This is a genomic window from Streptomyces anatolicus (assembly GCF_019400875.1).
GTDB lineage: Bacteria > Actinomycetota > Actinomycetes > Streptomycetales > Streptomycetaceae > Streptomyces > Streptomyces anatolicus.
This window is the reverse complement of record NZ_WMBF01000173.1, coordinates 1-12,767: the sequence shown is the minus strand read 5'-3', so window position 1 is coordinate 12,767 and position 12,767 is coordinate 1. Positions and strand designations below refer to the sequence as shown.

General features: G+C 69.6%; 9 protein-coding genes. 2 read left to right on the top strand and 7 right to left on the bottom strand.

Annotated elements, in window-relative coordinates:
- Positions 1 to 21: 21 nt before the first annotated feature.
- Positions 22 to 2,871, bottom strand: coding sequence for a preprotein translocase subunit SecA (gene secA, locus GKQ77_RS17245; RefSeq protein WP_219689667.1), 2,850 nt, complete (start codon positions 2,869 to 2,871; stop codon positions 22 to 24).
- Between the two features lie 213 nt (positions 2,872 to 3,084).
- Between secA and GKQ77_RS17240 the strand changes: the two genes are divergently transcribed.
- Together GKQ77_RS17240 and GKQ77_RS17235 are read left to right on the top strand one after the other, a co-directional pair.
- Entirely contained in the window at positions 3,085 to 3,657 is a 573-nt protein-coding gene (locus GKQ77_RS17240; protein ID WP_219689666.1) for a GNAT family N-acetyltransferase, read from the top strand.
- An 88-nt stretch (positions 3,658 to 3,745) separates the two neighbouring features.
- Complete coding sequence (locus tag GKQ77_RS17235; protein WP_219689665.1) at positions 3,746 to 4,909, top strand: winged helix-turn-helix domain-containing protein; 1,164 nt, start codon at positions 3,746 to 3,748, stop codon at positions 4,907 to 4,909.
- Here the strand turns inward: GKQ77_RS17235 and GKQ77_RS17230 are convergent.
- The 6 genes from GKQ77_RS17230 to mtrA all read right to left on the bottom strand — a co-directional run bounded on the left by GKQ77_RS17230 (position 4,902) and on the right by mtrA (position 12,606).
- Positions 4,902 to 5,645: a response regulator gene (locus GKQ77_RS17230; RefSeq protein ID WP_125513120.1), complete on the bottom strand. Its 744-nt coding sequence runs from the start codon at positions 5,643 to 5,645 to the stop codon at positions 4,902 to 4,904. The two genes, GKQ77_RS17235 and GKQ77_RS17230, sit on opposite strands and share 8 nt — an antisense overlap.
- Before the next feature lie 194 nt (positions 5,646 to 5,839).
- Positions 5,840 to 6,532 carry a ribosome hibernation-promoting factor, HPF/YfiA family gene (hpf, locus tag GKQ77_RS17225; protein ID WP_372459905.1) on the bottom strand — a complete coding sequence of 231 codons (693 nt, stop codon included), beginning with the start codon at positions 6,530 to 6,532 and terminating at the stop codon, positions 5,840 to 5,842.
- A gap of 345 nt (positions 6,533 to 6,877) precedes the next feature.
- Complete coding sequence (locus tag GKQ77_RS17220; RefSeq protein WP_219689663.1) at positions 6,878 to 7,738, bottom strand: ComF family protein; 861 nt, start codon at positions 7,736 to 7,738, stop codon at positions 6,878 to 6,880.
- Positions 7,739 to 7,854: 116 nt separating this feature from the next.
- Positions 7,855 to 9,714, bottom strand: coding sequence for an LpqB family beta-propeller domain-containing protein (locus GKQ77_RS17215; protein WP_372459906.1), 1,860 nt, complete (start codon positions 9,712 to 9,714; stop codon positions 7,855 to 7,857).
- Between the two features lie 38 nt (positions 9,715 to 9,752).
- Positions 9,753 to 11,915, bottom strand: coding sequence for an MtrAB system histidine kinase MtrB (mtrB, locus tag GKQ77_RS17210; RefSeq protein ID WP_308117691.1), 2,163 nt, complete (start codon positions 11,913 to 11,915; stop codon positions 9,753 to 9,755).
- 1 nt (position 11,916) lies between these two features.
- Positions 11,917 to 12,606: a two-component system response regulator MtrA gene (gene mtrA, locus GKQ77_RS17205; RefSeq protein ID WP_189176211.1), complete on the bottom strand. Its 690-nt coding sequence runs from the start codon at positions 12,604 to 12,606 to the stop codon at positions 11,917 to 11,919.
- Between the last annotated feature and the right edge of the window lie 161 nt (positions 12,607 to 12,767).

The window sequence follows — 12,767 nt, the reverse complement described above, 5'->3', positions numbered from 1 at the left end:
GTCACAGCGACAGCGCCAGCGCTACTTCTTGCGCCGCCGCCCCCCACCCTTCTGAGCCTTGCGCCGCTCCGCCCGAGTCATGCCGTCCGCCTCGGACCGCACGCCGGAACCATCCGTGGTGAAGTCGCCCTCGTCCACGCCGCCCTCGGCGTTCGGCGCCTGGAAGTGCAGCCGGTCCGGGCGCTGCGGGGCCTCGAGCCCCTTGGCGCGGATCTCGGGCCGCGCCGGAGCCCCGGCACCGGCCGGAACCGCGTCCTGCACGCCTTCCTTGGTGAGCGAGGCCGCACGCGCCCCGTTCTCGACCGGGACCTCCTCGACCTGCTGCTCGACCTGGACCTCCAGGTTGAACAGGTAGCCGACGGACTCTTCCTTGATGCCGTCCATCATGGCGTTGAACATGTCGAAGCCCTCGCGCTGGTACTCGACCAGCGGGTCCTTCTGCGCCATGGCACGCAGGCCGATGCCCTCCTGGAGATAGTCCATCTCGTAGAGGTGCTCACGCCACTTGCGGTCGAGCACCGACAGGACGACCCGCCGCTCCAGCTCACGCATGATCTCGGAGCCGAGCTGCTCCTCGCGCGCCGCGTACTGCTCGTGGATGTCGTCCTTGATGGACTCGGAGATGAACTCCGCGGTGAGGCCCGCGCGGTCGCCCGCCGTGTCCTCCAGCTCCTCGATGGTGACCTTGACGGGGTAGAGCTGCTTGAAGGCGCCCCACAGCCGGTCCAGGTCCCACTCCTCGGCGAAGCCCTCGGCGGTCTCGGCGGCGATGTACGCGTCGATGGTGTCGTCCATGAAGTGCGCGATCTGCTCGTGCAGATCCTCGCCCTCCAGGACGCGGCGACGCTCTCCGTAGATGACCTCGCGCTGGCGGTTGAGGACCTCGTCGTACTTCAGGACGTTCTTGCGCGTCTCGAAGTTCTGCTGCTCGACCTGCGACTGCGCGGAGGCGATCGCGCGCGTGACCATCTTGTTCTCGATCGGCACGTCGTCGGGGACGTTGGCCATCGACATGACGCGTTCGACCATCTGCGCCTTGAAGAGCCGCATCAGGTCATCGCCCAGCGAGAGGTAGAACCGGGACTCGCCCGGGTCGCCCTGTCGGCCGGAACGACCGCGCAGCTGGTTGTCGATACGGCGCGACTCGTGCCGCTCGGTACCGAGGACGTAGAGCCCGCCGAGGGCCTTGACCTCCTCGAACTCCTGCTTGACGGCCCGCTCGGCCTTCTCCAGGGCGGCGGGCAGCGCGGCGGCCCACTCCTCGACGTGCTCGACGGGGTCGAGGCCGCGCTGGCGCAGCTCCGCCTCGGCGAGGTCGTCGGGGTTGCCGCCGAGCTTGATGTCGGTGCCTCGTCCGGCCATGTTCGTGGCGACGGTGACGGCGCCCTTGCGGCCGGCCTGGGCGACGATGGTCGCCTCACGGTCGTGCTGCTTGGCGTTGAGCACCTCGTGCTGGATGCCCCGCTTGGACAGCTGCTGCGAGAGGTACTCCGACTTCTCCACGGAAGTGGTGCCGACCAGGATCGGCTGCCCCTTCTCGTGCTTCTCCGCGATGTCGTCGACGACGGCGGCGAACTTGGCGACCTCGGTGCGGTAGATCAGGTCGGACTGGTCGGCGCGGACCATCGGCCGGTTCGTCGGGATCGGCACGACGCCCAGCTTGTAGATCTGGTGGAACTCGGCGGCCTCGGTCATCGCCGTACCGGTCATGCCGGAGAGGCCGCTGTCGTAACCCTCGCGCTTGTAGAGGCGGAAGAAGTTCTGGAGGGTGATGGTCGCCAGGGTCTGGTTCTCGTCCTTGATGTCCACCCCTTCCTTCGCCTCGATCGCCTGGTGCATGCCCTCGTTGTAGCGGCGGCCGGCGAGGATACGGCCGGTGTGCTCGTCGACGATCATGACTTCGCCGTCGATGACGACGTAGTCCTTGTCCTTCTTGAAGAGTTCCTTGGCCTTGATGGCGTTGTTGAGGTAGCCCACCAGGGGCGTGTTCACCGACTCGTAGAGGTTGTCGATGCCCAGCCAGTCCTCGACCTTGCTCACGCCGGACTCGTGGATGGCGACGGTGCGCTTCTTCTCGTCGACCTCGTAGTCCCCGGTCTCCTCGATGCCCTTGAGGGGGTTGCCAGGCTCGCCCTTGGTGAGGCGGGTGACGAGCTTGGCGAAGTCGCCGTACCACTTGGTGGCCTGGTCGGCGGGGCCGGAGATGATCAGCGGCGTACGGGCCTCGTCGACGAGGATCGAGTCGACCTCGTCGACGATCGCGAAGTTGTGGCCGCGCTGGACCAGCTCCTCCTGCGACCACGCCATGTTGTCGCGGAGGTAGTCGAAGCCGAACTCGTTGTTCGTGCCGTAGGTGATGTCGCAGTTGTACTGCTCGCGGCGCTGGGCCGGCGTCATGTTGGCCAGGATGCAGCCGACGCTCAGACCCAGGAACTTGTGGACGCGGCCCATCATCTCGGAGTCGCGCTCGGCCAGGTAGTCGTTGACCGTGATCAGGTGGACGCCCTTGCCGGAGAGGGCGTTCAGATACGCGGGCAGCGTGCCGACGAGGGTCTTGCCCTCACCGGTCTTCATCTCGGCCACATAACCCATGTGCAGCGCGGCGCCGCCCATCATCTGGACGTCGTAGTGGCGCTGGCCCAGGACGCGCTTGGCGGCCTCGCGGACCGTCGCGAAGGCCTCGGGCAGGAGGTCGTCGAGCGTCTCGCCGTCGGCGTAACGCTCCTTGTACTCCTCGGTCAGCGCGCGCAGCTCGGCGTCGGAGAGGCTGACGAAGTCCTCTTCGATGGAGTTGACCTGGTCCGCGATGCGGTGCAGCTTGCGCAGGATCTTGCCTTCGCCTGCACGCATGATCTTCGAGAGGACGGACACGGGGGTTGGTCTCCTTGCCGGTCGGGCCTGGCATGGTCGGTTTTACTCGTCGGGCAACGGTCATCGTATGCGAGGACCCGGGCACGCCGGGAGGTCTGCCATGAGGTCAACGGACGAGGGGCGCCGAAGGTGCCGGGCCGGTCACCGGAACGGTGATCGCGAAAGGCGGTAAAGCGCTGGCTCCCGGGGGCCTCGTCCCAGCAGAATCGTTTGATGGAGCCCGTCACCCTCACCACCGAACGTCTGCACCTGCGCGTCTTCACGCCCGAGGACATCGCCGAGACCTACGCGGCCTGCCAGGACCCGGAGATCCAGCGCTGGACCACGATCCCCTCGCCGTACGCGCGCGTGGACGCCGAAAACTTCGTGCACACCATGGTCCCCGCGGGCTGGCGCAACGACACGGAGTACACCTTCGCCGTACGTTCCCGTGCGGGCGGCCCCCTGCTCGCCGCCACCAGCCTGCACCACCCGCGCTCGGGCACCTGGGAGATCGGCTACTGGACGGCCAAGGAGCACCGGGGCCACGGCTATATGCGTGAGGCCGTGCTCGCCCTCGCCCGCTGGGCCTTCACGGAGCTGCGCTGCAACCGCCTGGAGTGGCGCGCGGAGGTCGGCAACACCGGCTCGCGGGCGGTCGTGGAGAAGGCCGGCTTCACCGTGGAGGGCGTGCACCGCGCGGGCCTGCTCAACAAGGAGACGCTCCGTGACTGCTGGGTCGGCTCGCTGCTCCCCTCGGACCTCGGCCTGCCGTCACCGCACCCGTATCTGCCCGCGAAGGAGTGAGGCCCCACCGCGAAGGGCCCCGCCGCGGCCGGGCCCGGCGCCGACCGGGCCCGACTCCGTTGTCAGTGCCTGGGCCTATCGTTTGACCATGACGAGCCTGCCGCGCCCCGCCATCGAACTCTCCGCCGACGAGGCCCGCCGCATCGCGCTGCGCGCCCAGGGCTTCCTGGGCGCCCCGGACCGCAAGTCCGGTGTGCGGGGCGTCCTGCGACACCTCGGCGCGGTCCAGCTCGACACGATCTCGGTCCTGGCCCGCTCGCACGAACTCATTCCGTACGCACGCCTGGGCGCCGTCGGCCGCGACACGGTCGAAGCGGCGTACTGGACCCAGACCCACGCGTTCGAGTACTGGTCGCACGCCGCGTGCATCCTGCCCGTCGAGGAGTGGCCGCACTTCGCCTTCCGCCGCCGCGCCTACCGCTCCCGCCCGCACTGGCACCACGACCTGCCCGACGGCGCGTATGACCAGGTGGTCAAGCAGCTGCGCACCGAAGGCCCGCTGACGGCCACGGAGTTGGGCGGCGCGAAGAACAAGGGCGAGTGGTGGGACTGGTCGGACGCGAAGATCGCCGTCGAGCGCGCGTTGATGTACGGCGAGGTGGTGTGCACGGAGCGCCGCTCCTGGAAGCGGGTGTACGACCTGGCGGAGCGCGCGATCCCCGACGCCCTGCTCCACGACGACCTGAGCGACGCGGAGTGCCTGCGCCGCCTGGTGCGGCTCGCCGGTGAGGCCCTGGGCGTCGGCACGCGCGCGGACATCGCCGACTACCACCGCCTCAAGGGCGAGCAGTTCGACGCGGTGGTCGCGGACTCGGGCCTGGTGCCGGTGGCGGTCCAGGGCTGGTCCAAGCCCGCCTGGGCGGACCCGAAGGCCCTGGAGGCGGCGCCCCGCGGCCGCCACCGCACGACGCTGCTCTCGCCGTTCGACTCCCTGGTCTGGGAGCGGGCGCGCACGGAGCGGATCTTCGGCTTCACCCACCGCCTCGAGGCGTACGTGCCCAAGCCCAAGCGGATACACGGCTATTTCGCGATGCCGCTGCTCGCGGGCGGCAAGCTCCTCGGCCGGGTCGACCCCGCGCGCGAGGGCTCCACGCTGGTGGCCAGACAGGTCTCGCTCGACACCCCGAAGGCGGTCGCGCCGATGGCCCAGGCGCTCCTGGAGGCGGCGTCCTGGGTCGGCTGCGATTCCGTACGGGTGGAGCGGGTGAACCGCCCGGAGCTGACGGCCGACCTGGTGCGCGCCCTTACCTGATCTCCAGGATCTTCTCCCGCATCGCGTAGACCACGGCCTCCATCCTGGAATGCAGCTGCAGCTTCTCCAGGATGTTGCGCACGTGGTTCTTCACGGTGTTCTCGGAGATGAACAACTCCTTGGCGATATCGCGGTTGTTCTTTCCCGTGGCGACCAGCTTCAGCACTTCCAGCTCGCGCTCGGTCAGCCGGGGCGCGGGCACGAGTCTGCGCTCGTCGGTGCGCTGGATCATCGACTTGAACTCCGTGAGCAGCTTCGATGCCATCGAGGGGCTGATCTGCGACTGCCCGTCGGCCACCGCCCGGATCGCGGTGGCCACCTCGTCCGTGGAGATCTCCTTGAGGAGATAACCGGTGGCGCCCGCCTTGATCGCGTCGTAGAGGTCGGCTTCCTCATCGCTTATGGTCAGCATGATGATCTTGGCGCTGGGCGCCACCTCCTTGATGGAGGTGCACGCCTCGATCCCGCCGCGCTTCGGCATGCGTACGTCCATGAGCACGATGTCGGGCAGCAGATCGGCGGCCTTGTCCACCGCCTCGGCGCCGTCGCCCGCCTCACCCACGACCTGGATGTCCTCCTCGGCGGCGAGGACGATCTCCAGGCCCCGGCGGAAGAGGGCGTGGTCATCCACCACAAGGACCCTGATGGGTTCCTTGCGCGGGGCGCCCGCGTCCGTGCCGATGCCGATGCCGTCCCCGGCACCCTCGTGACGCATCGGTCCGAAGCTGTCCGCCATCGTTCCTCCCCCATGAAGGCCGTGGCCTGTTGTGCCTCTGCCACGCCAACCCGACGCGGCAGCACGCCGGTTGACCGGCCCGCCCATGATTCCATGCCCGGCGCCGGTCCGGTGCGCGCACTGGTCGCACAATGGTGCCCCTGGGGGCGCACGAAGCGCTCCAGGGGCACCACCACGGCGGTCAGGGGGCGGCGTCAGCCGCCGAGAGCCCCGCCTCCGCCACCCGTCTCGGCCTGGGCGACCATCGGGTCGGTGTTGAGGCGGATGACGCCGTAGTCGTAGGCGTGCCGTCGGTAGACGACGCTCGGTTCCTTGGATTCGGAGTCGACGAACAAGTAGAAGTCGTGTCCGACCAGTTCCATCTCGTAGAGGGCCTGGTCGAGCGACATGGGCGCCGCGACGTGCGTCTTCTCGCGGACCACGAGGGGGCCTTCGCCCTGGATCTCCAGCGAGCCGATCCTCTTGACCGGCACACCGTCCGGCTCTTCGTCGCGCGCGAGGGTGCCGTCTCCGTTGAGCGTCGCCGCGTCCGGGACGCGCTCGGCGACCTCGGCGGCCGAAAGCCTGCCGTTGCCGCGCCGGTTGTGGCGCTTCTCGTGCTGCTTGCGCAGGCTGGCGTCGAGCTTGGCCGTGGCCAGGTCCAGCGCCGCATACGGATCAGCGGCCGAGGCTTCCGCGCGGATCACGGGTCCGCGCCCGCGGAGGGTGATCTCCACGCGGTCGGAACGGTCGGCCTGACGCGGGTTGGTTTCCTTGGACACCTCGACGTCGAGGCTGATCACCTTGCCGTCGAGCTTCTGGATCTTGTCCAGCTTCAGCTTCTCGGCCACGTGCTTGCGGAACCGCTCGGGCACCTCGGTCTTGCGGCCCTTGACGACGATGTCCACGCAGAACTCCGTTCCCGGATTGCTCCGCTTCGATGGCGGAGCATCTCCCTTTTGCACCAGGCCCCGGTGACTGCCGGGGCCTCGGACTCGGTGACTTCCACCTCCTCCTCCCCCGTGGGCGAGATTCCACCCCACCGGCGCGGGTGATTGCGGAAACCCATTAACCCCAAGGGCCCATGAAGCCACGGACCCATCAACCGGCATTCCGATATGCGAGGTGCGGCGTTCGCCATTCCTCACAACCGAACATATCTCGCCCGGGCGGATGTCGTCACCCTCTACTGCGGCGTACCTCCATTCAGGTGTATCCACCCTCTCATCACCTGCAACGACGTAAGTTCTCCATCAGTTCCGGTTTATTTCGAAAGACTCCGGCGACGCGGCGACAACGGCGGCACTGATCGCGTTCTCGCGGCCCCATACCGGCCTTCGCACGGCACCCGTTCCCGGACCCCGCACGGTTTCCGCCCGCTCACTGCTTTCCATGTGTATGTCACGTATCGCCCGGGCCGCTTCCGCCAATGAGGCGCCCGTGGTCATCAGGTCGTCCACGACCACGATCCGGCCACCGCCCGCGAGCAGTCGGCCGCCCCCGGCGGTCACCTCCAGGGCGCCCGCCAGATTGGCCTGCCGCTGCCGGGAGCCGAGCCCCGACTGGTCGGCCACCGCGCGCCGTTGCCGCAGCACCGCGAGCACTCGCGCCGGGACCCCCGTCCGCCGCAGCTCACCCGCCGCGGCGAGCGCGATTCGCCGCACCGGGTCATGACCACGCGCCCGTACAGAAGCACGCGCCGACGGCACCGGAACGAGCGACAACGGCACCGCGCGCCCCTGTGATCCGCCGTGTGTGCCGACTACCCACGATCGCGCACCCGTATCACCCCATCCCCATGTTTCGGCCCCCGGAGCGGCGCGCACGGCTCCGGCGAGCACGGCCCCCGCCAGCGCCTCTCCCAGCGGCCCGGCGAGCCCGAGGGCGCCACGCTCCTTGTGCGCGAGCAGCACGGCCCGCGCCTCGTCCTCGTACGGCGCCGCGGCGAGCACCACCGGCAGCCCCCACGGCTCCGGCACCGGCCGCACCCGGCGCGGCGCGCGCCCGCACAAGGCCTCCCGGCACTCACCGCAGAGCACCGTCCGAGGCCTCCCGCAGCCCCCGCACTCGGCCGGCAGCACCAGGTCGGTCAGGTCCCGCCACCACCCCCGCATGACCTCCACTGTGCCAAGGCGGGAGCCGCCCGACCACCCCTGTGGATAACCCCCTGTGGATAACCGTGTGGCCCCGCTGTACAGCGAGGCCACAGGTGCGGAGAAGGGCGACGGCCTCACCCCGGATAGACCGGGGCCGAGCCCTCCTTCACCACCGTCTGCCACTGCGACCCCGTCGGCAGCCGCACGATCCCGTCGTCCGAGTGCGCCACCAGAGGCTGCTGCTCGCTCTCGGACGCCGCGATCTCCTTGACGCCCGTGAGACCAGGCAGCGTGGTGCCCGAGAGCACCGACCCGTCGCACTGCACGTACCGCATCTGCTGCACCCCGCCGGACTCGCGCCCGACCACCACGAGGCGGCTGCCGCCCGCCCACGACATGGCCGTGACCTCCTCCATCCGAGGCGCCGCCGGGGTGGGATCGAGCACCGAGATCGAGGGCCGCTCACCCTCGCCCCGCTCGACCCGGCCGATCCACAGGGACGTCTTGCCGTCCTTCCCCTCGACCAGCAGTGCGATCCGTACGCCGTCGGCCGACACCCGCACCGACTCGATACGCCCGTCGAGCCCGGGCACCTCGACCTCGACCGGTTTGCCCTCGCCCTTGTCGAGCCAGAGCAGCCGGGGCCGCTTCGGATCCCGGTCGGCCACCCACAGGTCGCCCCTGCCGTCCCAACTGGGCGTGGAGAGACGGTCCTCCTCCGCCTTGGCCTTGCTGCGCACCTGCGGCTTGCCGAGCGTGTCCTCAAGGACCAACGACCCCGTGTACAGCGCCTTCCCGTCGAGCGACACCCCGGCCGCGCGCTTCTCGTCGCGCGAGACCGCCGCCGAGCGCAGCGGCTGGTCACCGGTGCCGAGGATGCCGTTCACCGGCTCCGGATCGGCGGTGCTCCCGGCGTTGGCCGGCATCCGGACCAGCCGGTGCTCCTCGTCGACGAAGTACTGGTAGTCCGGCCGGACCGCGCTGCGATGCGCCGCGACACTCTCGGCGTGGCTCTGGCTCAGGACACAGAGCATCGAACCGTTGGAACGCTGCAACGTCACCTGCTCGACCCCCGAAGGCGTCAAGTCCTGCAACGTGAAGAGCAGTTGCGCCGCCATCTCGCGGCAACGCGTCTGACTGGCGTCGTCGGCCTGGCTGTTCAGCCGCACCGTCAGCCGGTTCTGGTCGTCCGGCGTCAGCGATTCGTTCGGGTTCTTGAGCCGCGTACCGCTGCGGAACCGCGAATCCACCACCTGGTCCAGCCAGTTGGTCGGCCCCTCGAGCAGCGCCTTCACCGTCTGCGTCAGCGGGTCGATCCGCTGACGTATGTAGATGGGATCGGCGACCAGACCCGTCTGCCCGCTCGCACCCGTCCCCGAGGGCCCCGCGAAGTAGTACTTGTTGACGGAGCGGTAGATGCGCTGGAAGTCCGACTCACCGAGCACCACACCCGGCGGCGGCTTGTCGATGCGCCACTCCTTGCGGCCCGGGCCGCCCACCAGGCTCAGATGCACGAACTGGCTGTAGGACGCCTCCTCGGGCCGGTACGCGTGCTGCTTGTCCACCGTCGCGACCTGCTGCCCGGTGAGCGAGAAGCGGCGGCTGCCGTCGGCGTCGTTACCCGCGTTGCCCGCATCCGTGTTCGGGCCATCCGCGAGCACCGTCGTGGAGCCTTCCGGATCCCACTCCTTCGACGCCTCCTTGGTCAGATACTTGCGCGCCATCGCGAACTGCGGATCATCACTGGTCAGCGCCTCGAGAAAGCCCTGCACGATCTCCACGGGCAGGGCGCCCTCGCGGGGCGGCATCGCGTAGACCCGGACCTGCGACTGCGAGTCCGGCCGCTGTGAGGCGTCGACGGACTTCAGATTGCCGCTGTCGGGCATCGAGGCACAGCCGGCCAGGAGCACCCCGCAGCCGCCCAGCAGCAGTCCCGTACGCAGCGGACGCCCGCGGCGCGCCCGACGGCCGCGCCTCTCCCGCTCAGCGCCCACGAGCACTCTCCCCTTCCCTCGCCGAACCCGCCTCGGCCTCACGCGCCGCCTCCGGCTCCTGGCCGCGACTGCGCCTGTGACTCCTGGGTCCGCGGTGGCGCCTGTGACCCCTGCGCCTCCTGCGCCTGCCGTGGCTCCTGCGCCCGCTGTGGCTCCTGTGACTCGGTCTCCTGCTGCGGCGCGGCAGACTCCGCGCCCTCCCGCCCCTCGGCAGAAACCTCATCGTCCGGCGCCCGGCGCGACACGACCCGCGCCCCGTTGCCGGGCAGCGCCGTCAGATCCACGGCCCCCGTCCGCGCGAGCCGGGGCGCTATCGGCCCCTTCGCCGGCACAGGCGGCGACGCCTTCTCGGATACCGCGGCCGCCTGCGCAGGGACGGTCGCCAACTTGTTCCCCCCGCCGAGCGGCAGCCCCGCGTCGTTCAGCCCGCGGTGGCGCCGCGAGTCATCGGGCTCCAGCGGAATCGGCGAGCCCCGCAGCGGCTCGTCCGCCGTCCTCGGCAACGTGAGCCTGAACTGCGAACCACCCCCCGGCTCCCCCCACGCCTGAAGCCACCCGCCGTGCAGCCGCGCGTCCTCAAGAGCGATGGAGAGCCCGAGCCCCGTACCACCGGTGGTACGTGCGCGTGCCGGATCCGCCCGCCAGAAACGGCTGAACACCCGGGTCGCCTCGCCCGGCTTGAGCCCCACTCCGTAGTCCCGCACCGCGACCGCCACCGCGCCGCCCGCGGCGGCGAGCCGCACCACGACGTCCTTGCCCTCGCCGTGCTCCACGGCGTTGACCACGAGATTGCGCAGCACCCGCTCCACGCGCCGGGCATCCGCCTCGGCGACCACGGGCTGCTGATCCCCGACGACCCGTATGTGCGTGCCCTTGCGCTCGGCGAGCATCTCCGCGCCCCCGACAACCCTGCGGACGACCTCGCGAAGATCTATCGCCTCCGCCTCCAGCGCCGCCGCCCCCGCGTCGAACCGGCTGATCTCCAGCAGATCCGCGAGCAGCAACTCGAACCGGTCCAGCTGATCGGCTAGCAACTCCGCCGATCGCGCGGTCACCGGATCGAAGTCCACCCGCGCCTCATGAATCACATCCGCGGCCATCCGCACGGTCGTCAACGGCGTACGCAGCTCATGCGACACGTCCGACACGAACCGCCGCTGCATCCGCGACAGCTCCTCCAACTGCTGGATCTTCAACTGGAGGTTCTGCGCCATCTTGTTGAAGGCCTCACCGAGCCGCGCGATGTCGTCCTCACCGGTCACCTTCATACGTTCCTGAAGGCGCCCGGCGGAAAGTCGCTCGGCGATGCCCGCCGCCATGCGGACAGGCGTGACCACCTGGCGCACCACCAGCCAGGCGATGGCCCCCAGGAGCACCACGACGAAGAGCCCGGCGGTCGCCAGAGTGGTCCTGACCAGGTTGAGGGACTCCTCCTCCTGCGTCAGCGGGAAGAGGTAGTAGAGCTGGTACGGGTCGCCGTTGAGGTCGTTCAGCCGCTTGCCGATCACCAGACCCGGCTGGGCCTCACGCCCGTCGTCGTACTCGATGCGCGTATTGGCCTGGAAGACCTCCGTGCCCTTGTCGACCCGCGCGCGCAACTCCTCCGGCACGCTCAGGATCGGCTCCACGCCACCCGAGGCCCGCGAACCGCGCACGCTCCCCGCGTCGCTCGTGGAGGTCAGCGTCACCACCGCGAACGCGTTCTGCCCGCCGCTGGACAGCTGCTCGACCAGGTCGGACATCCACACGGCGGCGTTCCGCCCGTCGACCGTGCTGCCGTCCGGCCCCTGGCCCTGCCCCTGCTCCGTGCTCTGCCGCGCCGCGTTCACACTGTCCTGCGCCGCCCGGAACCCTCCGTCGGCCTGGCTCTGCGACGCCTTCACCTTGGCCTTGAGCAGGCCGTTGTTCACCGAACTCAGGACGGCGAAACCCAGCATGAGAACCACGCCGAGCGACATCAGCAAGGTCGTGACCACGACCTTCAGCTGGATATTGCGCCGCCACAGCCGCACGGCGGGCAGCAGCGGGCGGCGCACCCAGCGCACGAAGAGCCGCAGCACGGGGCTGCCCTGCACCCCGCCCTGCAACAGCAGCCCGCCGTCGACGAGCCGCCCGAACCGCGACGCGCGCCGCGCCGGTCCAGTCCGCCCCGAACGAGCCCCCGGACCGCCGGGCGCCGAGGAGGAACTGTCCCGGGACATGTCAGCTCGGTCCGGCCTTGTAACCGACGCCCCGGACGGTCACCACGATCTCCGGCCGCTCCGGGTCCCGCTCGACCTTGGAGCGCAGCCGCTGCACGTGCACGTTCACCAGGCGGGTGTCCGCCGCGTGCCGATAGCCCCAGACCTGCTCGAGCAGCACCTCACGCGTGAACACCTGCCACGGCTTGCGCGCCAGCGCCACCAGCAGATCGAACTCCAACGGCGTCAGCGCGATCGACTGCCCGTCCCGCTTCACGGAGTGCCCCGCCACATCGATGACCAGGTCACCTATGGCGAGCTGCTCCGGCGCGGGCTCCTCCGACCTCCGCAGCCGCGCCCTGATCCGGGCCACCAGCTCCTTCGGCTTGAACGGCTTGACGATGTAGTCATCCGCCCCCGACTCCAGACCGACCACCACATCCACGGTGTCGCTCTTGGCCGTGAGCATGACGATCGGCACCCCGGACTCCGCCCTGATCAGGCGGCACACCTCGATACCATCGCGCCCCGGCAGCATCAGGTCGAGCAGCACAAGATCGGGCTTGGCCTCCCGGAAAGCGGCCAGCGCCTTGTCGCCATCAGCTACGAACGACGGCTCAAAACCTTCACCACGCAGCACAATCCCGAGCATCTCGGCCAGTGCGGTGTCGTCGTCGACGACAAGGACTCGTCCCTTCATGCCTGACATCATCCCATTCTCGTAACAGTGACTGGGCTGCTGGTGAGTGAGGTCACTGACCTGTGACGATAGTCGTATCGGGCCATCACTCTGCGCCGATCAGCCGCTGGGCGCGCGATCGGACCAGGTCGGTAACGGACGCCGGACGGCCCCACCCCTGACACCTCGTCCCC

Coding starts and splice junctions, on each gene's coding strand:
- GKQ77_RS17220 (WP_219689663.1), bottom strand. CDS start 7,738: ATGCGGGGGTGGTGGCGGGACCTGACCGACCTGGTGCTGCCGGCCGAG.
- GKQ77_RS17240 (WP_219689666.1), top strand. CDS start 3,085: ATGGAGCCCGTCACCCTCACCACCGAACGTCTGCACCTGCGCGTCTTC.
- GKQ77_RS17235 (WP_219689665.1), top strand. CDS start 3,746: ATGACGAGCCTGCCGCGCCCCGCCATCGAACTCTCCGCCGACGAGGCC.
- mtrA (WP_189176211.1), bottom strand. CDS start 12,606: ATGATGTCAGGCATGAAGGGACGAGTCCTTGTCGTCGACGACGACACC.
- mtrB (WP_308117691.1), bottom strand. CDS start 11,915: ATGTCCCGGGACAGTTCCTCCTCGGCGCCCGGCGGTCCGGGGGCTCGT.
- GKQ77_RS17230 (WP_125513120.1), bottom strand. CDS start 5,645: ATGGCGGACAGCTTCGGACCGATGCGTCACGAGGGTGCCGGGGACGGC.